Genomic DNA, 22,358 nt, shown 5'->3' with positions numbered 1-22,358 from the left:
CTTAACGCAGCGGCATTAAGGGCACGATGTGCCCGTTATGACGCGCTGGCGGGGGAGTACGTCCCGCCAGCCAGTCTGGAAAGTCCCGTAGCGGCATCGGCCGCGCATAGAAAAACCCCTGCAGGACAGGTACGCCATGGCGGCGTAAGTACCGCGCCTGCTCCTCCGTCTCGACCCCTTCAGCCACCAGTTCGATATTCAGCCGCTGACCCAGAGCAATAATGATATCCGTCACCGTTGAATTCACGGCATCAGTGCCAATGGCCGTGGTAAACGACTGGTCGATTTTCAGCACGTCCGGGTGCAGCTTTTCAAGCCAGGAGAAGGAACTGTTTCCGGTGCCAAAATCGTCGATGGCGAGCTTTACCCCTTTACGATGCAGTTCGCGCACGATGCGATAGTCCGCATCCAGCAGCGCATCCCGCTCCGTTAATTCAATCACCAGTTGCTGGCGCGGATGGGCGCTGAACCAGAGGCGGTTCAGGTCCTGCAACAGCACCGCGCGACGGAAATGGCTGGCGGCGACGTTAATACCGATGTGAAAACCGGCACTGGAGGGGAAGTAGCCTATCTGGCGCACCGTTTCGGCGATCACATAACGGGTGAGGGGGACAATCTGGTTGTGCTCTTCGGCCAGAGGAATAAACACCTCCGGGGAGATCCACCCCTGACGGGGGTTATTCCAGCGCAGCAGGATCTCAACGCCCGTGCATTTCTGGGTACGGGCATTCACCAGCGGCTGGCAGAAAAGTTCAAATTCCCGCGACGCGATCCCCATGTCGATCTCCCAGGTGAAGCTCATCCGGTTTGCCGTGGCCAGCCAGGCGAGATAGCCCAGCAGCAGGCTGAGCATAAGCCCCAGCGGCAGCTGAGCTGGCAGGCTTTTTAAGGCAAGCTGTCCGGGGCCCGGCCCGCTGACCGTAATGGTGAAAGGGTTTCGGGATGATGACTGCTGGAAAATGGAGCCATCCTCATCAAACGTCAGGCTGTCGGTGACGCGTTGACCATAGCGCAAAAAGCGATCGCCCACGCTTAGCGCCACGTCATTGATAAGCGGACGCTGGGGCTCAAGAATCATTTTAGTGATCAGATCGATATTGATGATCTCGATGATGCCATCTTCACCGCTCCCGGAGACGGGGTACCACTGGATCACTATCGGACTGCCCTTCAGCAGCCACTGGTCGGTCGATAAAATCAGTTTTGCGGTGCTGGCGGGTAATTCCGTCAAAAAGTCGCGGACGGGCACATCGCGGCTTCCGAAAATACTCGAGCAATACAGGATGCCATCTTTAATCAGGGCGATGGAGCGCACCGTCTGCAAAATGGCGGCCTGCTTTCGCAGGGCCAGGTGCGCCTGCGGGCACGGCTGACCTACCAGCGGCTGTAGCACGCTGCGGCGGTTTTCTAATGAAAGCAGTATGTTATCAAGGGCGCGAACGGAATGGCTGGTAAAATCAAGGATCCGCTGCTGGTTAACGTTGCGCTGTGAAATAAAGCGAATGCCTAACGTCAGGATGAGCGTAAGAAGCGCAACCGCCACACAGACGATAACGCGTTTTCGGCGATAGTCTTTAATGATCGTTTGTGCAGTTTGCATGAACGGTCGCCTGATAAGCCACCAGCCACAAAAGCCGGACGCAACAGTAAAAGTGTAGTGGGGAAAGCAGAAGGAGACGAGGAAGAAGAGGGAAATTCGCCCATCCGTTGCAGATGGGCGAAAGGCAGTATTAGTCGCACTGCACCTTAATGGCCAGGCCACCACGGGACGTTTCGCGGTATTTTGCGTTCATGTCTTTGCCCGTTTCGTACATGGTTTCAATCACCTTATCCAGCGATACGCGAGGTTCACTGGTACGGCGCATCGCCATACGTGAGGCGTTGATGGCCTTCACCGATGCAATCGCATTACGCTCGATGCACGGCACCTGCACCTGGCCTGCGACCGGGTCACAGGTCAGACCGAGGTTATGCTCCATACCGATTTCTGCCGCCACGCAGACCTGTTCAGGGCTTGCGCCCAGCAGCTCTGCAAGACCGGCCGCCGCCATAGAACAGGCCACACCCACTTCACCCTGGCAGCCGACTTCAGCGCCAGAAATGGAGGCGTTCATTTTGTACAGCGCACCGATAGCACCTGCCGCCAGGAAATAACGGATGTAGATATCCGGCGTCACGGGCTCAATAAAGTGGTCGTAATAGGCTAGCACCGCGGGAACAATACCGCACGCGCCGTTGGTTGGCGCAGTCACGACGCGGCCACCGGCGGCGTTCTCTTCGTTAACCGCAAGGGCAAACATGTTCACCCAGTCGACGACGTTCATCGGGTCGTTGGAGAATTTGTCTGTGGTCACCAGCATACGGCGCAGGGCAGAAGCACGACGCGGCACGCGCAGTGGACCCGGCAGGACACCTTCGGTGTTCATCCCGCGATCGATACAGGCGCGCATGGTTTGCCAGACGTTCGCAAAATAGTCTTCAATCTCTTTTTTGCTGTGCAGCGCCAGTTCGTTCTGCATCACCATGCCGGACAGCGAAAGACCGGTCTGTTTGCAGTAACCCAGCATTTCGGTAGCCGATTTGAACGGATACGGAACGCTGACGTCGCCGACGCTGTCTTTGCCAAAATGCTCTTCATCCACGATGAAGCCACCGCCGATGGAGTAGTACGTTTTGCTGTAAATCTCTTTTTCACCGCTAAAAGCGTGAATGGTCATGCCGTTCTCATGCAGCGGCAGGTTGTCGCTGCGAAAACGCATGCCGTCATCCTGCGGGAAATCGACTTCCTGCTGTCCGTTTGCCAGCAGCAGGCGGCCGCGTGTTTCCACGTCGCGGATGAATGCCGGAATGGCATCAATATCTACGGTATCCGGCATATTGCCTGCCAGACCCATAATAATGGCGATATCGGTGTGGTGGCCTTTACCCGTCAATGACAGCGAGCCGTAAACATCCACGGCGACACGGGTAACGCTTTCCAGTAATCCTTTTTCGACCAGATCATCGACGAACTGTTTACCGGCCTTCATCGGGCCAACAGTATGGGAAGACGAAGGGCCAATTCCCACTTTGAACATGTCGAATATACTAATCACTTTCACACTCCTGACAGGGTTACCGGGGTTCCAGTAACGATGTTATAACTGCGCATAGTGTAAGAGGGAACACCGACCTCGGCTTAACTATTCACATGAATTAAACTAATGGTTGGCGATGGGTTTTGCTAATAGCGCGACGCGGATCGCAAACCTGGCAGAAGAGGGTGGAATGTAAAGTATAGTCAAGGCTTCAGGCCGATTTGCAACGCCAGCTCACGAATAATGCCCGCCGTCATGCCCCAGACAAAATAATGCTGATACCAGGATAACCACACCCGATGGTCATGCCCCCGGCGTTGGATATCCAGCGGGTGATAACGACTCAGTCGAAGGGCTTCTTCCAGCGGCATTTCAAACACCGCTGAGACTTCATCGACGCTGGCGTGATACTGCAGGTCCGGCGGGATAATACCGACCACCGGCGTAACCTGAAAGCCGGTGACGCTGTTGACGGGCGGCAGCACGCCGATGACCTCAACCGCTTCCGGCGGAATGGCGACCTCTTCCTGCGCCTCCCGCAGCGCGGCGGCAATGAGCGAGGCGTCGGTGCTATCGACTGCGCCTCCCGGAAAAGCGACCTGACCGGCGTGCTTGCGTAAATGGGGAGAACGCTGGGTGAGCAGCAGGCCCGGCTGCGCGCGGCGTACGACCGGGATCAGCACGGCCGCCTGGCGTTGATTCAGCGCTTCGCGGTTGACCTGCGGTCGTAATAGCTGAAAGCGAGATAAAAAGTCATCCAGCGTCAGGTTCTCTTTTTCCACCCGTGATTACTCCAGTTGTTTCAGGATACGGTTAACTTTATCAAAGGTTTCCTGGTATTCCGCATCGACCTGGCTGTCGGCGACAATGCCGCCTCCGGCCGAACAGTATACATTTCCGCCGCAGGCGGTCAGCGTACGTATGGTAATGCTGGTATCCAGCGTGCCGCACAGGCTGATGTAGCCGATACTGCCGCACCAGGCGTTGCGGCGCTGCGGCTCCAGCTCATCAATGATCTCCATTGCCCGCACCTTTGGTGCACCGGTGATAGAGCCGCCCGGAAACGCGGCGCGCAGCAGATCGCAGGCCGTGCGTGAATCCGGCAGCCGCGCGGTAATCGTACTGACCAGATGATGCACGGCCGGGAACGGCTCGACGACAAACAGTTCCGGCACGCGCACGCTGCCCGGAACGGCCACGCGTCCGATATCGTTGCGCATCAGATCGACAATCATCAGGTTTTCGGCGCGGTCTTTCGGCGAGGCGGCCAGTTTTTCCGCCTGCTGGCGATCGGCATCGGGATCCGCAAGACGCGGCAGGGTGCCTTTGATCGGCCGGGTCTGAATAGTGCCCTCCGCCAGATGGATAAAACGCTCGGGTGACAGGCTCAGGATAGCTCCCTGCTCAAGACGTACGAACGCGCTGAACGGCGCCCTGTTGCTGGCATTCAGACGGGTAAACGCCTGCCATTCATCTCCCTGATAGGTTGCCTGAAAACGCTGCGCAAGGTTGACCTGATAACAGTCGCCGCTTTGCAGATACGCCTGAACGCGCGAGAATTTTTCTGCATACTCCGCTGCGCTCATATTCGAGCGCCATTCGGAGGTCAGCGTGAACGGCTGTGCCGGAGCAGCCTCCTGCGCCTCAAGCCAGGCCAGACGCGCCTGCACGTCACGATGGCTCAGCAGTGAAACCGTTTTTTTCTGGTGATCAACAATCAACGCCCAGTCATAGAGCCCGACGGCCATGTCTGGCAGGGAAATATCCGCCTGCGCGTGCTCGGGCAGCGTTTCGAAACGACGGCCTAAATCGTAGCCAAACAGGCCCAGCGCGCCTCCCTGAAAGGGGAGGTCCGGGTTCGGGGTGGCAGCCAGGCCCAGCGCGTTAATTTCTTGCTGAAGCAGCATCAGCGGATCGTCCGTTAACGACATGTCGCTGGTCGTCAGCGTTTTCAGCGGATCGGCTACCAGGATATCAAAGCGGCTATAAGGGTGGTCCGCGTGGCCGGAATGCAGCAGCATCGCAAAAGGAAGGTGGCTCAGGCGGTCAAACCAGAATTCCGCAGCGTCTGTGCGCCAGGGCAAGGTAATAACAGTGGGGAAGCGCATGTTCATGTGTGGCATACTACCGGGCAGCGTGAAATAATTAGCGCGAATAATTTAGCAGGAGTTGACGATGTTTGCAGGTTTACCTTCTCTCAGTCATGACCAACAGCAGAAAGCGGTTGAACGCATTCAGGAACTGATGACCCAGGGTATGAGCAGCGGAGAGGCGATTACCGTTGTCGCTCAGGAGATTCGCGCCAGTCATACCGGCGAGCGGATTGTGGCGCGATTCGAAGATGAAGATGAAGAAGAGTAACCGGGCTTAAACCGCCGCGATAATCTTGATCTCAACCTTATACTCCGGTTTCATCAGCGTGGCCTGTACGGTGCAGCGTACAGGCGCGTGACCCGCCACGACCCATGCATCCCAGGCTTTGTTCATTGCCGCGAAATCGTCTTTGTTTGCCAGGAAAATCGTCGCATCCAGAATGCGGGATTTGTCGCTACCCTGCTTAGCAAGTACCGCATCAATCTGCGCCAGGGTATTAGCCGTTTGCTCGAAGGCATCCGCGTCCAGGTTAGCCGGTACGCCGGTGTAGTACAGCGTCTGGTTATGGATCACCACATCAGACCAGCGGGCTTCGGCATCAATGCGCACAATCGTCATAAACATTTCCTCGTTATTTTTCGTCATCAGGCGGCAAGACTGCCATATTGTTCCGTCGTCGTCACTATTTGGGGTGGCACTGGAGAGGATGGGCTGACATAATCCCTGTGCAAAAATACAGTGAGAGAGCACCCGTGGCAGACGATTTTTCCCCTGAAGGTCAATTAGCACAGGCCATTCCCGGCTTCAAACCGCGTGAACCTCAGCGGCAGATGGCGCACGCCGTTGCGCATGCCATTGATAAGGCGCAGCCGCTGGTGGTGGAGGCCGGAACCGGCACGGGAAAAACCTACGCGTATCTCGCTCCGGCGCTGCGGGCTAAAAAAAAGGTCATCATCTCGACGGGGTCGAAAGCGCTGCAGGATCAGCTCTACAGCCGTGATTTGCCCACCGTCGCAAAAGCGCTGAAATACAAAGGCCGACTGGCGCTGCTGAAAGGGCGATCCAACTATCTCTGCCTGGAACGTCTCGAGCAGCAGGCGCTGGCAGGCGGCGATCTGCCGGTCCAAACCCTGAGCGACGTTATTATTCTTCGCGCCTGGGCGAACCAGACGGAAGAGGGGGATATCAGCACCTGCGCGAGCGTGCCGGAAGACTCTCCTGCCTGGCCGCTGGTGACCAGCACCAACGACAACTGCCTTGGCAGCGACTGTCCGCTATATAAAGACTGCTTTGTGGTAAAAGCGCGCAAAACGGCGATGGATGCCGATGTGGTCGTGGTCAACCATCATCTGTTCCTCGCGGATATGGTGGTCAAGGACAGCGGCTTTGGTGAGCTGATCCCCGAGGCGGACGTCATGATCTTCGATGAAGCCCACCAGCTCCCGGATATTGCCAGCCAGTATTTCGGCCAGTCGCTCTCCAGCCGCCAGCTGCAGGACCTGGCGAAAGACTTCACCATTGCTTACCGAACCGAACTGAAAGATACCCAGCAGCTGCAGAAGTGTGCCGACCGCCTGGCGCAAAGCGCGCAGGATTTCCGGTTACAGCTCGGCGAGCCGGGCTATCGCGGTAACCTGCGCGAGCTGCTGGCGGATAAAAATATCCAGCGCGCGCTGCTGCTGCTCGATGATGCCCTGGAGCTCTGCTACGACGTAGCGAAACTGTCGCTTGGCCGTTCCGCGCTGCTGGATGCCGCCTTCGAGCGCGCTACGCTCTATCGCGGGCGGCTCAAGCGGCTGAAAGAGATTAACCAGCCGGGGTTCAGCTACTGGTACGAGTGCACCTCACGCCATTTCACGCTGGCGCTCACGCCGCTGACGGTGGCAGATAAGTTTAAAGAAGTGATGGCGCAAAAGCCGGGAAGCTGGATCTTCACGTCGGCAACCCTGTCGGTGAATGACGATCTGCACCACTTTACCGAGCGTCTGGGCATTGAGCAGGCGGAGTCGCTGTTGCTGCCTAGCCCGTTCGATTACGAAAAGCAGGCGCTGCTCTGCGTCCCGCGCAATCTTCCGCTGCCGAATCAGCCGGGCGCGGCGCGCCACCTGGCGGCGATGCTAAAACCGATGATCGAGGCCAACAACGGCCGCTGTTTTATGCTCTGCACCTCTCACGCCATGATGCGCGACCTCGCGGAGCAGTTCCGCGCCACCATGACCTTGCCGGTGCTGCTGCAGGGTGAAACCAGTAAAGGACAGCTGCTGCAGCAGTTCGTCAGCGCCGGTAATGCCCTGCTGGTGGCCACGAGCAGCTTCTGGGAAGGGGTCGACGTGCGGGGGGACACCCTTTCGCTGGTGATCATCGATAAGCTGCCGTTTACCTCCCCGGACGACCCGCTGCTGAAGGCGCGGATGGAAGATTGCCGCCTGCGCGGCGGCGATCCGTTCGACGAAGTACAGCTGCCGGACGCGGTGATCACCCTCAAGCAGGGGGTTGGGCGCCTGATCCGCGACGTCACCGATCGCGGCGTGCTGGTCATTTGCGATAACCGGCTGGTGATGCGCCCTTACGGCGCCACCTTCCTTGCAAGCCTGCCGCCCGCGCCGCGGACGCGGGACATAAAACGCGCGGTGCGTTTCCTGGCAAACCCAACGGCGGAGTAATTTACCCCGGAGTGTGCTAAGATGCGCGCCATTTTGTGACTGACCCTTGCGAGAGCGCGACGACCCATGCGAATTCTGGCTATTGATACCGCAACAGAGGCTTGCTCTGTTGCTCTGTTGAACAACGACGCTGTTTCTGCTCATTTCGAAGAGTGCCCTCGGGAACACACCCAGCGCATTCTGCCCCTGGTAAAAGAGATCTTAACCCGGAGCAATACCTCCTTAACCGACCTCGATGCGCTGGCCTTTGGCCGCGGCCCCGGCAGCTTTACGGGCGTACGCATCGGGATTGGCATTGCGCAAGGGCTGGCGCTGGGCGCCGAGCTGCCGATGATTGGCGTCTCTACACTCGCCACTATGGCGCAGGGCGCATGGCGCATGACTGGAGCAACCCGCGTCCTGGCCGCGATTGACGCCCGCATGGGCGAAGTCTACTGGGCCGAATACACCCGCGACGAGCAGGGCGTGTGGCACGGTGAAGAGACGGAAGCCGTGCTTAAGCCGGAAGCGGTCACTGAACGACTGAAACAGCTCTCCGGTGAGTGGGCGACCGTCGGCACGGGCTGGCCGGCGTGGCCTGATATGACGAACGACACCGGGGTGACGCTGGTGGATGGCAACATGCTTCTGCCGGCCGCTGAGGATATGCTTCCCATTGCCAGTCAGCTGCTTGCAGCAGGAAAAACCGTTGCCGTTGAACACGCGGAGCCGGTTTATTTGCGAAACACCGTCGCGTGGAAGAAACTTCCGGGCCGCGAGTGAATCTCAGTAACAGGAACTGAGAAAAAGGAGTCGCATCATGGCGGTTCAGACTAAAGCAGTACGCCTTATTATGGCAGGCGCGGTAGCCATAGCACTGAGCGGATGCGTTTCCGTTCCTGATGCGATCAAGGGCAGCAGCCCGACGCCCCAGCAGGATCTGGTTCGGGTGATGAATGCGCCTGAGCTGTACGTCGGCCAGGAAGCGCGCTTCGGCGGTAAGGTGATCGACGTGCAAAACCAGCAGGGGAAAACCCGCCTGGAGATCGCGACCGTTCCGCTGGACAGCGGCGCGCGGCCCGTACTGGGCGAAGCCTCCCGGGGACGTATCTATGCGGACGTCGGTGGTTTCCTCGACCCGGTTGATTTTCGCGGACAGCTGGTGACCGTCGTCGGGCCGATTACCGGCGCCGTGCAGGGTAAAATCGGCAGCACGCCGTATAAATTCATGACCATGCAGGTCAACGGTTATAAACGCTGGCGGCTGGCGCAGCAGGTGATCATGCCGCCTCAGCCGATCGATCCGTGGATGTGGGGACCACACCCTTACCGTTACGGCTACCCTGGCTGGGGCTGGTATAACCCGGGACCTGCACAGGTACAAACGATCGTTACTGAGTAACTTACTGTTATTATTACTAAAGAGACAGCGGCTCAGCCGCTGTCTCTGTTTTTTTACGGCTACAACGAAAAAAAAGAGTGACGCGCTTCGCAACCTTAAATCTGGGCAATTAATAAACTGGTACGCTGAGTTAATATAATGTTAACAAACTGTTTATTATCGGGGTTGTGATGACGACGAACACTCAGTTCAGAGGTGATGCATTGAAAAAGGTTTGGCTTAACCGTTATCCCGCAGATGTGCCTGCGGAGATCAATCCTGACCGTTATCAATCCCTGGTGGAATTATTTGAGCACTCGGTAAGGCGCTACGCGGATCAGCCCGCATTTGTGAATATGGGCGAGGTGATGACGTTCCGTAAGCTTGAGGAGCGTAGCCGCGCGTTTGCGGCCTATCTTCAGGAAGGGCTGGGGCTGCAAAAGGGGGACCGCGTCGCGCTGATGATGCCAAACCTGCTGCAATACCCGGTGGCGCTGTTCGGTATCCTGCGTGCCGGGATGATCGTCGTCAACGTCAACCCGCTGTATACCCCGCGCGAGCTGGAGCATCAGCTGAACGACAGCGGCGCGGCCGCGATAGTGATTGTGTCCAACTTTGCCCATACGCTGGAAAAAGTGGTCGACAAAACCCAGGTGAAACACGTCATCCTGACGCGCATGGGGGATCAACTCTCCACAGCCAAAGGCACGCTGGTTAACTTTGTCGTCAAGTACGTCAAGCGTCTGGTGCCAAAATACCACCTGCCGGATGCTATCTCCTTCCGCCGTGCGCTGCACGCGGGCTATCGTATGCAGTACGTCAAGCCGGAAGTGGTTTGCGAAGACCTGGCCTTCCTGCAATACACCGGCGGTACCACCGGCGTGGCGAAAGGCGCGATGCTGACCCACCGCAACATGCTGGCGAACCTGGAACAGGTTAACGCCACTTACGGGCCGCTGCTGCACCCGGGTAAAGAGCTGGTGATCACCGCGCTGCCGCTGTATCACATTTTTGCGCTGACCATGAACTGCCTGCTGTTTATTGAGCTGGGCGGTCAGAACGTCCTGATTACGAACCCGCGCGATATTCCGGGGCTGGTGAAAGAACTGGCGAAATATCCGTTTACCGCCATGACCGGGGTGAACACCCTGTTTAACGCGCTGCTTAATAACAAAGAGTTCCAGCAGCTGGATTTCTCCACGCTGCATCTCTCTGCGGGCGGCGGCATGCCGGTTCAGCAGGCGGTGGCCGAGCGCTGGGTGAAGCTCACCGGCCAGTATTTGCTGGAGGGCTATGGCCTGACGGAATGTGCGCCGCTGGTCAGCGTTAACCCGCATGATATCGACTATCACAGTGGGAGCATTGGTCTGCCGGTCCCTTCCACCGAGGCCAAACTGGTCGACGATAACGATAACGAAGTCGCGCCGGGCGAGCCTGGCGAACTGTGCGTCAAAGGTCCGCAGGTGATGCTGGGCTACTGGCAGCGTCCCGATGCGACCGACGAAATCATCAAAGACGGCTGGCTGCATACCGGTGATATCGCAGTGATGGATGACGAGGGCTTCCTGCGCATCGTCGATCGCAAGAAAGACATGATCCTCGTCTCCGGCTTCAACGTTTATCCGAATGAGATCGAAGACGTGGTTATGCAGCACAGCGGCGTGCTCGAAGTGGCGGCCGTAGGCGTCCCTTCCGGCAGCAGCGGTGAAGCGGTCAAGATATTTGTGGTCAAGAAAGACGCTTCACTGACGGAAGAGGAGCTGATAACGTTCTGTCGTCGTCAGTTAACGGGCTACAAGGTGCCGAAACTGGTTGAATTCCGCGATGAGCTGCCAAAATCCAACGTCGGAAAGATATTACGACGAGAATTACGTGACGAAGCCCGTGGCAAAGTAGACAATAAGGCCTGAGCTTCACGCTAATCGCCCAGACGCCGGTTAAGCCGGCGTTTTTTATGGGCGCAAACTAAAGAGAACCCGTTTTGAATTACCAGATGATCACGACCAATGACGAGCTGGCTTCGCTGTGCGAAGTGACGCGCGACTTTCCTGCCATTGCCCTGGATACCGAATTTGTCCGTACCCGGACGTACTATCCGCAGCTGGGTTTGATTCAGATGTACGACGGTAAGCACGTGTCGCTGATTGACCCTCTCGGGATTACCGACTGGTCGCCGATGCGCGATCTGCTGCTCGATACCGCCGTAACGAAATACCTGCACGCAGGCAGTGAAGATCTGGAAGTCTTTCTGAACACCTTTGGCATCATGCCCCAGCCCCTGATTGATACGCAGATCCTCGCGGCATTCAGCAATCGTCCGCTCTCATGGGGCTTTGCCGCCATGGTAGAGGAGTATACGGGCCTGACGCTGGATAAAAGCGAATCCCGTACCGACTGGCTGGCGCGTCCGCTTACCGAGCGTCAGCTGGAATATGCGGCGGCAGACGTGTTTTACCTGCTGCCAATAGCCGGACAGCTGATGAAAGAGGCAGAAGCCTCCGGGTGGCTCTCCGCGGCGCTGGACGAGTGTCGTATGACCCAGCAGCGTCGCCAGGAAGTGGTTGACCCGAAAGAGGCCTGGCGCGATATCAGCAACGCCTGGCAGCTGCGTACGCGCCAGCTGGCGTGCCTGCAGCTGTTAGCGGACTGGCGTCTGCGTAAAGCGCGCGAGCGCGATCTGGCCGTTAACTTTGTGGTTCGCGAAGAGCATCTCTGGGCGGTCGCGCGCTATATGCCGGGCAGCCTCGGCGAGCTGGACAGCATTGGGCTTTCGGGTAGCGAGATCCGTTTCCACGGCAAAACCCTGCTGGCGCTGGTCGCAAAGGCGCAGGAATTACCCGACGACGTACTGCCGGAACCGCTGCTGAATCTGATGGATATGCCGGGCTATCGCAAGGCTTTCAAGGACATTAAAGCGCTGGTGCAGGAAGTCGCAACAGAAAGCAAACTGAGCGCTGAACTGCTCGCATCACGTCGGCAGATTAATCAGCTGCTGAACTGGCACTGGAAGCTGAAGCCGCAGAATGGCGTGCCGGAGATGATGGCGGGATGGCGAGGCGAATTGATGGCCGAACGCCTGAATACGCTGCTGGAAGGTTATCCGAGATAAAAAATATGCCGGGCATAGGCCCGGCATATCCCCCGGTGGCGCTGCGCTTACCGGGGCTACAAAATCACAAACCTACGGACGCGACTCTTCCGCTTCCGGGAGCGTAACGTTCAGCTCCAGAATCGAAATATCCCCGTCTTTTTGTTCCAGCTGTACCGTGACCATCTCCGGGTCAATCTGCACGTACTTACAGATCACTTCCAGGATGTCCTTGCGCAGCTGAGGCAGGTAGTGAGGCTCGGCGTCGCTACGACGACGCTCCGCAACGATAATTTGCAGACGTTCTTTTGCGATGTTGGCGGTGTTCTTTTTCCGCGAGAGAAAAAAGTCCAGTAATGCCATAACTTATCCTCCGAACAGGCGTTTGAGGAAACCTTTCTTCTCTTCTTCAATGAAGCGGAAAGGACGTTCTTCTCCCAGCAGACGGTCAACGGTATCGGCGTAAGCTTTACCTGCATCTGCCATTGTATCAAGGATCACTGGCTCGCCCTGGTTAGAGGCGCGTAACACGGACTGATCTTCCGGGATGACGCCCACCAGTTTAATGCGCAGGATCTCAAGCACGTCTTCCATGCTCAGCATGTCACCTTTGTTCACGCGGCCCGGATTGTAGCGGGTCAGCAGCAGGTGTTCTTTAATCGGGTCTTCGCCATTTTCCGCACGACGGGATTTAGAGGCGAGGATCCCCAGAATGCGGTCTGAGTCACGCACGGATGAAACTTCAGGGTTGGTGGTGATGATTGCTTCATCTGCGAAGTAGAGCGCCATCAGGGCACCGGTTTCGATGCCGGCAGGGGAGTCGCAAACAATGAAGTCGAACTCCATCTTTTTCAGCTCGTCGAGCACCTTTTCCACCCCTTCACGGGTCAGGGCGTCTTTGTCACGCGTCTGAGAAGCCGGAAGAATGTAGAGGTTGTCGGTGCGCTTGTCTTTAATCATCGCCTGGTTCAGCGTGGCATCGCCCTGAATGACGTTCACGAAGTCATACACGACGCGACGCTCACATCCCATGATGAGGTCGAGGTTACGCAGACCGATATCGAAGTCGATAACGATGGTTTTCTTTCCCTTCTGGGCCAAACCAGTAGCGATGGCCGCGCTGGAGGTGGTCTTGCCAACGCCTCCTTTACCCGAAGTAACAACAATAATGCGTGCCATAGAAATTCCTTGTTAAAAAGGGATCAATTCAACGGTTGAACGGTCAACGCGTCGTCTGCCAGAAGCAGGCGAGCCGCTTTGCCATAAAATTCGGCTGGGATCTTGTCGCTCAGCCAATATTCACCTGCGATGGACACCAGTTCCGCCGTCAGGTGAGTACAAAATATTTGCGCATCTCGATCGCCACTTGCACCCGCGAGCGCACGTCCACGCATCATACCGTATACGTGAATATTGCCATCTGCAATCAGCTCAGCGCCAGCACTGACGTGGCTTGTAACAATTAGATCACAGTTTGGTGCATAAATGCGCTGACCGGAACGAACCGGCACATCAATCATTCGCGTTTTTGTGACGGTAGTAACGTTTTGTACCGCTGGAGGGGGCGTTTGCACGGCAACGGGTGCCGCACGTGGGGCTTTTTCTTTGCCCTCGTTCAGAAGGGGCAGCCCCGCACGGTCAATTTCCGCTTTCAGCTCAGTATCTTTACAGCCGCTGATGCCGACAATACGTAGCCCGGTAGAGGAGACGGCCTGCTGGAGAAGTTTCCAGTTAACCGGAGCCTCAAGACCGCTGACGTTAATGACTACAGGGGCGTGTTTCAGAAAGGCGGGAGCCTGGGCGATTTTGTCTTCTAACGCCTGACGAATAACCTCGGGTTTTGCATCATGCAAATGTACCACTGATAAGGTGAAGCTACTGCCTTTAAGCTCGATGGGCGTGTTTGACATCCTGGCCTTACTCAATTTGCTATTAACCGCAACCACTCGCTGCGATATTCCGAAGAGTATCAGGCATGTTATAGTCAGGAGTATATTGAGGCAAGCAACCACCCATTAATTCAGAGTAAAAACATGTTTTGTGTGATCTACAGAAGTACAAGCCGTGACCAGACCTATCTTTATGTCGAAAAGAAAGACGATTTTTCACGCGTGCCTGAAGAATTAATGAAGAGCTTTGGCCGACCACAGCTGGCGATGCTGCTGCCGCTCGATGGTCGCAAAAAGCTGATAAATGCCGATCTGGATAAAGTGAAAACGGCATTAGCCGAACAAGGCTATTATTTACAGCTTCCACCGCCACCCGAGAATTTATTAAAACAGCATCTTGAGGCGAACGGTAAAAAATAGTCTCAACTGTTTTCGGTCACAACACATCAACCGTTTAGGGGTCGAGCATGTATCAACATCATAACTGGCAAGGTGCATTACTGGATTATCCCGTCAGCAAAGTGGTTTGCGTGGGCAGCAACTATGCGAAACACATTCAGGAGATGGGCAGTGCGACGCCAGAAGAGCCGGTCCTGTTCATCAAGCCAGAAACGGCGCTTTGCGATATCCGCCAGCCGCTGGCGCTGCCGCAGGGGCTGGGTTCGGTGCATCACGAGGTTGAGCTCGCGGTGCTGATCGGCGCGACGCTGCGTCAGGCCTCAGAAGAGCATGTTCAGAAAGCGATTGCCGGATACGGCGTGGCGCTGGATCTGACCCTGCGCGATGTGCAGGGCAAAATGAAGAAAGCAGGGCAGCCGTGGGAAAAGGCCAAAGGCTTTGATAACTCCTGCCCCATCTCGGCGTTTGTTCCGGTGAGCGAATTCACCAACGACCCGCAGGACACGCCGCTCAGCCTGAAGGTTAACGGCGAGATCCGCCAGCAGGGCACCACGGCAGATATGATCCATAAGATTGTGCCGCTGATTGCCTACATGAGCCGCTTCTTTACCCTGAAACCGGGTGATGTGATCCTGACCGGTACGCCTGAAGGCGTTGGCCCGCTGCTCAGCGGCGATGAGCTGGAAGTCGGGTTTAACGGCCTGTCGTTGAAAACCCGCGTGCTGTAACCCCATCTTGCCGCCTGAAGAGGGCGGCAAAACTTGCAACAACGTGCCAGACTCGTTATAAGGTGCGCTTTCTTTTGACGTGTGGACATCCTGATGAACGACATCCCTTTCTGGCAAAGCAAAACTCTCGACGACATGACTGACGCAGAATGGGAATCATTGTGCGACGGCTGCGGCCAGTGCTGCCTGCACAAGCTGATGGATGAAGATACGGACGAGATCTACTTCACCAACGTTGCCTGCAAGCAGTTAAATATCAAAACCTGCCAGTGCCGCAACTATGAGCGTCGGTTTGAATTTGAGCCGGACTGCATCAAGTTAACCCGGGATAATCTGCCCACCTTTGAATGGCTGCCGCATACCTGCGCGTATCGCCTGCTGGCGGAGGGGAAAGGTCTGCCTGACTGGCACCCGCTACTGACCGGCTCAAAAGCGGCGATGCACGGCGAGCGTATCTCCGTGCGCCACATTGCGGTGAAAGAGTCCGAGGTGCGTGACTGGGAAGACCACATCATGAACCACCCGACCCGTTGAGAATAAAAAAACCCGCCGAAGCGGGTTTTTTATTGTGTTTGTGCGGCCTGATGCCCTCACCCCAACCCTCTCCCACGGGAGAGGGCGCAAACACTAAAAACGGCAACCGAGGTTGCCGTTTTGCTTTTACCTTCCGAACAGATCGCGTTTCTTCGGCTTAAACGGCTGAGCAATCAGCACCAGCAGCGCCACGACGAGGTAGGCAGCAAAAATACCCACCAGCCACTGCGGCATCTCCAGGGTCAGGAATTCCCACTGACGAACGGAGCAGTCACCGGATGCAACAAACACCTGCGGCAGCCATTTATCCAGCGGCAGCCAGCTCGGGAAGCGGGCGGCAAAATCACAGGTCATAAACGGTGACGGATGCAGCTGCATCATGGTGTGCTGCCAGGAGAGTTCAAGCCCTTTCCAGGCGCTATAGATCCAGATGGCGATACCGGCATAGCGAAGCGGTGATTTTGGCGCAATGGCGCCGACCAGGCCTGCACCCATAATGCCGAACAGCGCACAGCGTTCGTAAATGCACAGCACGCAAGGCTTGAGTCCCATTACGTGCTGGAACCACAGCGCGACCATTTCCAGCGCAAAGGCGGTCAGGGCCATTAGCAACCACGCTCCGCGACCGCGGGAGCACTGGTTTAAAAATCTCAACATAATCATTTCCCTGGAACATGCTTAGAAAGCGCAGTGTAAACGAATTCGTTTTTTGCGCCACCTGTACCTGGCGAAATAAAACGTAATTGGATGTTTATCGTGCGAAAAGGCAAACGGGCAGCGAACTGCCCGATATGCATTGTTTACTGCGCCGCAAGTATACCCGCTTGTATCAACCATTGCGTACAGGGAATGAGGGTAATTTTGACGCAAAGCAATCCCACGATCGTGAGCACTATCGTATACGGCAGCGCCATCCATACCATCCTGCCATAGGAAAGACGTATGAGCGGCGCGAGGGCGGAAGTCAGCAGGAACAGGAAGGCGGCCTGTCCATTGGGCGTCGCCACCGACGGCAGGTTGGTGCCGGTATTGATCGCTACGGCCAGTAGCTCAAACTGTCCGGCGCTGATGACGCCTTGCTCCATCGCGGCCTTAGCCTCGTTTATATAGACCGTCCCGACAAAGACGTTATCTGAGATTGACGAGAGCAGACCGTTGAACAGATAAAACAGCGTCAGCTGAGCGTCCGGCGCGGCCTGTAAGACAAAGGCAATAATCGGCGCGAACAGATGCTGGTCGATAATCACAGCCACAACCGCAAAGAACACCGCCAGCAGGGCGGTAAACGGCAGGGCTTCGGTAAAGGCTTTGCCGATGGCGTGCTCATCCGTCACGCCGGTAAAGGTAGTGGCGAGAATAATGACCGACAGGCCAATCAGCCCCACTTCGGCAAGATGGAGCGCCAGCGCCGCGATAAGCCAGATGCCGATAATCCCCTGGGCGATCAGGCGTAGCGTCTCCTGGCGCGTGCGCTGGCTCCGGCTCTGTAAATCGAATTTATGCAGCTCCTGACGCACCGGGTCCGGGAGCTGCGCGCCGTAGCCAAAGAGACGAAACTTCTCCACCAGCAGACAGGTCGCCAGACCGCAGATAAGCACCGGTACGCTCACCGGCGCCATTCTCAGGAAGAAATCACCGAAGTGCCAGCCCGCAGCTTTGGCAATGATCAGGTTTTGCGGCTCGCCCACCATCGTCATCACGCCGCCAAGCGCGGTACCGACGCCGGCATGCATCATCAGGCTGCGCAGGAAGGCGCGAAACTGCTCCAGTACGTCACGGTTATGCGCCTCGACGTGGCTGTCATCCTGCAGATCTTCTCCCGGGCGAGAGGAGGCGACACGGTGGTAAATACCGTAAAACCCAACGGCTACGCTTATCACTACCGCGACAACCGTCAGCGCATCCAGGAAGGCCGACAGGAAGGCGGCCGCCAGGCAAAACGCCAGCGAGAGGAACATTTTCGACGGAATGCTGAGCAGCAGACGGGTGAAGATAAACAGCAGCAGCTGCTTCATAAAGTAGATGCCCGCCACCATAAACATCAGCAGCAGAAGCACTTCAAGATTAGACGCCAGCTCGGCTTTGACGTGTTCAGCGCTGGTCATACCGATGACCACAGCTTCAAACGCCAGCAACCCGCCCGGCAACAGGGGATAACATTTCAGCGCCATGGCGAGGGTGAAGATAAACTCCGCCACCAGCAGCCACCCGGCAATGAACGGGCTCACGCTAAAGATAAGAGGGTTAACGACCAGGAATACCAGAAGTATCAGTTTGTACCAGTCGGGAGACTGGCCTAAAAAGTTGCGCCACAGCGCGCGCCCAAAAGAAATTTCCACGACAGACGTCCTTCCCCGTCAAGTAAGACAAAACACCAGTATACGCAAAAATCGCGGCCTGGAGGCGGATAAGGCTGGATTGTAAATTTCATAAAAATGAAACGGCGATCCCTCTTTTCTCTCTTTGCCGCGCTACCTGCCACTGCACGCCTCTGGTATGATGAGTCCAATTTGCTAAAGCTGTGTAATGGAAATCTCACTATGGTCATTAAGGCGCAGAGCCCGGCGGGTTTCGCGGAAGAGTACATCATTGAAAGCATCTGGAATAATCGTTTCCCTGCGGGGTCCATTCTTCCAGCTGAACGCGAACTCTCTGAACTGATTGGCGTCACTCGCACCACGCTGCGTGAAGTGCTCCAGCGGCTGGCGCGTGATGGATGGTTGACGATCCAGCACGGCAAGCCGACGAAAGTAAACAACTTCTGGGAAACCTCGGGGCTGAACATTCTTGAAACGCTGGCGCGTCTCGATCATGAAAGCGTGCCGCAGCTCATTGATAACCTGCTCTCCGTTCGCACCAACATCGCGACGATCTTTATTCGTACCGCTTTCCGTCAGCATCCGGAAGACGCCCTTGCGGTGCTGGCCACCGCAAACGAGGTGGAAGATCACGCCGACGCGTTTGCCACCCTCGATTACAACGTGTTTCGCGGTCTGGCATTTGCCTCCGGCAACCCGGTGTACGGTCTTATCCTCAACGGCATGAAAGGGCTCTATACCCGCATCGGCCGCCACTACTTTGCTAATCCGGAAGCGCGTAGCCTTGCGCTGGGCTTCTACCACAGGCTGAGCAAGCTCTGTACCGAAGGCCTGCACGATCAGGTTTATGAAACGGTGCGCCGCTACGGTCATGATTCCGGTGAAATCTGGCACCGTATGCAGAAAACGCTGCCGGGTGATTTGGCGATTCAGACCCGCTGAAACAAAAAACCTCTCATACGAGAGGTTTTTTTTTCGCCCGGTGGCGCTTCGCTTACCGGGCCTACAAAACCCGTAGGCCGGGTAAGGCGTAGCCGCCACCCGGCAAAAAAACACTACAGCGTATTCAACCGCGCCGGGCAGCGTTCCAGCAGCTCGACGCTCCCGTCTTCATTCTGCTGCTCCAGCTGCACGTCAAAGCCCCACAGGCGATGCACATGCTTCAGCACCTCTTTACGCCCTTTATCCAGCGGCGCGCGGTTGTGCGGGATATAGCGCAGCGTCAGGGAGCGGTCACCGCGCAAATCCACGTTCCACACCTGAATATTCGGTTCAAGGTTGCTCAGGTTGTACTGGGAAGAGAGGCGAGAGCGGATCTCACGGTAACCTTCCTCGTTATGGATCGCAGAAATCTCCAGGAAGTTGTTTCGGTCATCGTCCAGCACGGTGAAGAAGCGGAAATCACGCATGATCTTCGGCGACATAAACTGGCTGATAAAGCTCTCATCCTTGAAGTCACGCATCGCAAAATGCAGCGTTTCCAGCCAGTCGGAGCCGGCGATATCCGGGAACCAGTACTTGTCTTCTTCCGTCGGCGACTGGCAGATACGTTTGATGTCCTGGAACATGGCAAAGCCAAGCGCATACGGGTTAATCCCGCTGTACCACGGGCTGTTGTAGGGCGGCTGGAACACCACGTTGGTATGGCTGTGGAGGAATTCCATCATGAACCGCTCGGTGACTTTCCCCTCATCGTAGAGATGGTTGAGAATGGTGTAGTGCCAGAACGTTGCCCAGCCTTCGTTCATCACCTGCGTCTGCTTTTGCGGGTAAAAATACTGGCTCACCTTGCGCACGATGCGCAGGATTTCACGCTGCCACGGCTCCAGCAGCGGGGCGTTCTTCTCCATAAAATAGAGCAGGTTTTCCTGCGGCTCGGACGGATAGCGACGCGCTTCGGCGATCGTTTTTTCCTCCTCACGCTTCGGCAGGGTACGCCACAGCATGTTCACCTGGCTTTGCAGATACTCTTCGCGGCTTTTCTGCCGGGCTTTCTCCTCCTGCAGGGAGATCTTCTGCGGGCGTTTGTAGCGGTCAACGCCGTAGTTCATCAGCGCATGGCAGGAGTCGAGCAGTTTTTCCACTTCGTCCACGCCGTAGCGCTCTTCGCAGTCGGTAATGTATTTACGGGCGAAGATGAGGTAATCGACGATGGAGCTGGCGTCGGTCCAGCTGCGGAACAGGTAGTTATTCTTGAAAAAGGAGTTGTGCCCGTAGCAGGCGTGCGCCATCACCAGCGCCTGCATGGTAATGGTGTTCTCTTCCATTAAATAGGCGATGCACGGGTTGGAGTTAATGACAATCTCGTACGCCAGCCCCTGCTGGCCGTGCTTGTACAGCCGCTCGGTTTCAATAAATTTTTTACCAAACGACCAGTGCGGATAGTTAATCGGCATCCCGACGCTGGAGTAGGCGTCCATCATCTGTTCGGACGTGATGACTTCAATCTGATGGGGATAGGTGTCCAGACGATAGAGTTTTGCGACCCGGTCGATTTCGGCGAGGTAGACATCCAGCAGCTCGAAGGTCCAGTCGGGTCCATCGCTCAGACGTGTGTTGTCCTTGTTCAGGGAATCAATAGTAGCCATTAGCGCGCCCTCGTTGTGGGTGCTCTCTCTGTCTGGAGAGCCTCCTTTCAAGCATAGATCAACGTGTTAAAAAGCGTGCTGGGGCAGAAATTTTTTCTTTGCGATTTCGCGTTTTTGATACGGCAAAAAAACGGTTCCTCACAGCACATTATGCTGGTTAAAAATAACGCGCAGCAGGAGATCCCAAATTAGCACTATCCCCTGATGCTGGGGGATGTGTGAGGTAAGTCACCATAAAAAAGTCGTATGTTGAATAATATTTTCAACTAGGTTATCAATCTGTAATTAGAAGATTGTTCTTTTGCACATAATGGAGTGGCTATGCGTGTTGTCATACTGGGAAGTGGTGTCGTTGGCGTAACCAGCGCCTGGTATTTAAGTCAGGCGGGACATGACGTAACCGTTATCGATCGTGAGCCGGGCCCTGCGCTGGAAACCAGCGCGGCGAACGCCGGGCAAATCTCTCCGGGCTACGCGGCGCCGTGGGCTGCGCCGGGTGTTCCGCTGAAAGCGATTAAGTGGATGTTCCAGCGCCACGCGCCGCTGGCCATCAGCCTTGACGGCACGCAGTTCCAGCTTAAGTGGATGTGGCAGATGCTGCGCAACTGCGACACCCGCCACTACATGGAGAACAAAGGGCGCATGGTGCGCCTGGCGGAATACAGCCGCGACTGTCTGAAAGCACTGCGCGCGTCGACCGGAATTGAATACGAAGGCCGTCAGGGGGGGACGTTACAGCTGTTCCGCACCGAGCAGCAGTACGAAAACGCCACCCGCGATATCGCCGTGCTGGAAGATGCCGGCGTGCCGTACCAGCTGCTGGAAGCCAGTCAGTTAGGGCAGGTTGAACCGGCGCTGGCGGAAGTGGCGCATAAGCTGACGGGCGGCCTGCGCCTGCCGAATGATGAAACCGGCGACTGCCAGCTCTTCACTCAGCGTCTGGCGCAAATGTGCGAGCAGGCGGGGGTGAAATTCCGCTTTAACACCTCCGTCGACAAGCTGCTGTCGGAAGGGGAAAAAATTTACGGCGTGAAGTGTGGCGAAGAGGTGATCAAAGCGGATGCCTACGTCATGGCGTTTGGTTCGTACTCCACCGCGATGCTGAAAGGCATTCTCGATATTCCGGTCTACCCGCTGAAGGGCTACTCGCTGACCATTCCGGTGAAAGAGGAGAGCGGCGCGCCCGTGTCGACCATTCTGGATGAGACCTACAAAATCGCCATTACCCGCTTCGATAACCGTATCCGCGTAGGCGGCATGGCGGAGATTGTCGGCTTCAACACCGAGCTTCTGCAGCCGCGTCGTGAAACGCTGGAGATGGTGGTGGGGGATCTCTTCCCGCGCGGCGGTTTCGTTGAACAGGCGACCTTCTGGACCGGTCTGCGCCCAATGACGCCAGACGGCACGCCGATTGTCGGACGCACGCCGTACAAAAACCTGTGGACCAATACCGGACACGGCACGCTTGGCTGGACGATGGCCTGCGGGTCCGGCCAGCTGCTGAGCGATCTGATTTCCGGGCGCACCCCGGCAATTCCGTTTGACGATTTAAGTGCCGCGCGCTATCAATCGGGGTTTACGCCTTCGCGTCCACAGCATCTGCACGGCGCGCATAACTAA

General features: G+C 56.5%; 22 protein-coding genes. 11 read left to right on the top strand and 11 right to left on the bottom strand.

Annotation, left to right across the window (positions count from 1 at the left end):
- Position 1: 1 nt before the first annotated feature.
- The 4 genes from ABR39_RS03810 to pabB form a co-directional block, all read right to left on the bottom strand.
- Positions 2-1,600 (bottom strand): EAL domain-containing protein, encoded by a 1,599-nt coding sequence (locus ABR39_RS03810; protein ID WP_047345839.1) that lies wholly within the window; start codon positions 1,598-1,600, stop codon positions 2-4.
- Between the two features lie 130 nt (positions 1,601-1,730).
- Entirely contained in the window at positions 1,731-3,095 is a 1,365-nt protein-coding gene (gene sdaA / locus ABR39_RS03805; RefSeq protein ID WP_025756887.1) for an L-serine ammonia-lyase, read from the bottom strand.
- 185 nt (positions 3,096-3,280) lie between these two features.
- Entirely contained in the window at positions 3,281-3,859 is a 579-nt protein-coding gene (locus ABR39_RS03800; protein WP_047345838.1) for a CoA pyrophosphatase, read from the bottom strand.
- 6 nt (positions 3,860-3,865) lie between these two features.
- On the bottom strand, positions 3,866-5,191 hold the full coding sequence (gene pabB / locus ABR39_RS03795) for an aminodeoxychorismate synthase component 1 (protein WP_047345837.1): 1,326 nt from the start codon (positions 5,189-5,191) through the stop codon (positions 3,866-3,868).
- Positions 5,192-5,252: 61 nt separating this feature from the next.
- On the opposite strand from pabB, the gene ABR39_RS03790 reads away from it, so the two are divergent.
- On the top strand, positions 5,253-5,438 hold the full coding sequence (locus ABR39_RS03790; RefSeq protein WP_047345836.1) for a YoaH family protein: 186 nt from the start codon (positions 5,253-5,255) through the stop codon (positions 5,436-5,438).
- A 6-nt stretch (positions 5,439-5,444) separates the two neighbouring features.
- Here the strand turns inward: ABR39_RS03790 and ABR39_RS03785 are convergent, their stop codons facing one another.
- A complete protein-coding gene (locus ABR39_RS03785) occupies positions 5,445-5,789 on the bottom strand; it encodes a RidA family protein (RefSeq protein WP_047346085.1) in 345 nt (114 codons plus the stop codon).
- Between the two features lie 134 nt (positions 5,790-5,923).
- On the opposite strand from ABR39_RS03785, the gene ABR39_RS03780 reads away from it, so the two are divergent.
- The 5 genes from ABR39_RS03780 (at position 5,924) to rnd (ending at position 12,303) form a co-directional block, all read left to right on the top strand.
- Positions 5,924-7,834, top strand: a complete 1,911-nt coding sequence (locus ABR39_RS03780) for an ATP-dependent DNA helicase (RefSeq protein ID WP_047345835.1) — start codon at positions 5,924-5,926, stop codon at positions 7,832-7,834.
- A gap of 66 nt (positions 7,835-7,900) precedes the next feature.
- The gene (gene tsaB / locus ABR39_RS03775; RefSeq protein ID WP_047345834.1) at positions 7,901-8,596 is read left to right on the top strand and encodes a tRNA (adenosine(37)-N6)-threonylcarbamoyltransferase complex dimerization subunit type 1 TsaB; all 696 of its coding nucleotides are present in this window, start codon (positions 7,901-7,903) and stop codon (positions 8,594-8,596) included.
- A 37-nt stretch (positions 8,597-8,633) separates the two neighbouring features.
- The gene (locus ABR39_RS03770; RefSeq protein WP_047345833.1) at positions 8,634-9,215 is read left to right on the top strand and encodes a Slp family lipoprotein; all 582 of its coding nucleotides are present in this window, start codon (positions 8,634-8,636) and stop codon (positions 9,213-9,215) included.
- 203 nt (positions 9,216-9,418) lie between these two features.
- Positions 9,419-11,104 (top strand): long-chain-fatty-acid--CoA ligase FadD, encoded by a 1,686-nt coding sequence (gene fadD, locus ABR39_RS03765; RefSeq protein WP_074164683.1) that lies wholly within the window; start codon positions 9,419-9,421, stop codon positions 11,102-11,104.
- A gap of 71 nt (positions 11,105-11,175) precedes the next feature.
- A complete protein-coding gene (rnd, locus tag ABR39_RS03760) occupies positions 11,176-12,303 on the top strand; it encodes a ribonuclease D (RefSeq protein ID WP_123156765.1) in 1,128 nt (375 codons plus the stop codon).
- A gap of 72 nt (positions 12,304-12,375) precedes the next feature.
- Here the strand turns inward: rnd and minE are convergent, their stop codons facing one another.
- The 3 genes from minE to minC are packed head-to-tail and all read right to left on the bottom strand — an operon-like array spanning position 12,376 to position 14,192.
- Positions 12,376-12,645, bottom strand: a complete 270-nt coding sequence (gene minE / locus ABR39_RS03755) for a cell division topological specificity factor MinE (protein ID WP_008500504.1) — start codon at positions 12,643-12,645, stop codon at positions 12,376-12,378.
- Positions 12,646-12,648: 3 nt separating this feature from the next.
- A complete protein-coding gene (gene minD, locus ABR39_RS03750) occupies positions 12,649-13,461 on the bottom strand; it encodes a septum site-determining protein MinD (RefSeq protein WP_047345831.1) in 813 nt (270 codons plus the stop codon).
- 23 nt (positions 13,462-13,484) lie between these two features.
- A complete protein-coding gene (minC, locus tag ABR39_RS03745) occupies positions 13,485-14,192 on the bottom strand; it encodes a septum site-determining protein MinC (protein WP_047345830.1) in 708 nt (235 codons plus the stop codon).
- A gap of 123 nt (positions 14,193-14,315) precedes the next feature.
- Between minC and ABR39_RS03740 the strand changes: the two genes are divergently transcribed.
- The 3 genes from ABR39_RS03740 to ABR39_RS03730 all read left to right on the top strand — a co-directional run bounded on the left by ABR39_RS03740 (position 14,316) and on the right by ABR39_RS03730 (position 15,832).
- On the top strand, positions 14,316-14,591 hold the full coding sequence (locus tag ABR39_RS03740) for a YcgL domain-containing protein (RefSeq protein ID WP_032641206.1): 276 nt from the start codon (positions 14,316-14,318) through the stop codon (positions 14,589-14,591).
- Positions 14,592-14,638: 47 nt separating this feature from the next.
- Positions 14,639-15,298: a fumarylacetoacetate hydrolase family protein gene (locus ABR39_RS03735; RefSeq protein ID WP_047345829.1), complete on the top strand. Its 660-nt coding sequence runs from the start codon at positions 14,639-14,641 to the stop codon at positions 15,296-15,298.
- A gap of 93 nt (positions 15,299-15,391) precedes the next feature.
- On the top strand, positions 15,392-15,832 hold the full coding sequence (locus ABR39_RS03730; protein WP_024909872.1) for a YcgN family cysteine cluster protein: 441 nt from the start codon (positions 15,392-15,394) through the stop codon (positions 15,830-15,832).
- A 126-nt stretch (positions 15,833-15,958) separates the two neighbouring features.
- Here the strand turns inward: ABR39_RS03730 and dsbB are convergent, their stop codons facing one another.
- Both dsbB and nhaB read right to left on the bottom strand, forming a co-directional pair.
- A complete protein-coding gene (gene dsbB, locus ABR39_RS03725) occupies positions 15,959-16,489 on the bottom strand; it encodes a disulfide bond formation protein DsbB (RefSeq protein ID WP_047345828.1) in 531 nt (176 codons plus the stop codon).
- 143 nt (positions 16,490-16,632) lie between these two features.
- Complete coding sequence (gene nhaB, locus ABR39_RS03720) at positions 16,633-18,171, bottom strand: Na(+)/H(+) antiporter NhaB (protein ID WP_047345827.1); 1,539 nt, start codon at positions 18,169-18,171, stop codon at positions 16,633-16,635.
- A 201-nt stretch (positions 18,172-18,372) separates the two neighbouring features.
- On the opposite strand from nhaB, the gene fadR reads away from it, so the two are divergent.
- Entirely contained in the window at positions 18,373-19,092 is a 720-nt protein-coding gene (fadR, locus tag ABR39_RS03715; RefSeq protein ID WP_047345826.1) for a fatty acid metabolism transcriptional regulator FadR, read from the top strand.
- A 113-nt stretch (positions 19,093-19,205) separates the two neighbouring features.
- Here fadR and ABR39_RS03710 read toward each other — a convergent pair whose 3' ends face one another.
- Positions 19,206-20,738 carry a SpoVR family protein gene (locus tag ABR39_RS03710; RefSeq protein WP_047345825.1) on the bottom strand — a complete coding sequence of 511 codons (1,533 nt, stop codon included), beginning with the start codon at positions 20,736-20,738 and terminating at the stop codon, positions 19,206-19,208.
- Between the two features lie 321 nt (positions 20,739-21,059).
- Here ABR39_RS03710 and ABR39_RS03705 point away from each other — a divergent pair, with 321 nt between their 5' ends.
- Positions 21,060-22,358 (top strand): D-amino acid dehydrogenase, encoded by a 1,299-nt coding sequence (locus ABR39_RS03705; protein WP_047345824.1) that lies wholly within the window; start codon positions 21,060-21,062, stop codon positions 22,356-22,358.

Source organism: Enterobacter genomosp. O (assembly GCF_001022965.1).
GTDB lineage: Bacteria > Pseudomonadota > Gammaproteobacteria > Enterobacterales > Enterobacteriaceae > Enterobacter > Enterobacter cloacae_L.
The sequence above is the reverse complement of the archived record's forward strand: the minus strand, read 5'-3'. Positions and strand labels throughout refer to the sequence as shown.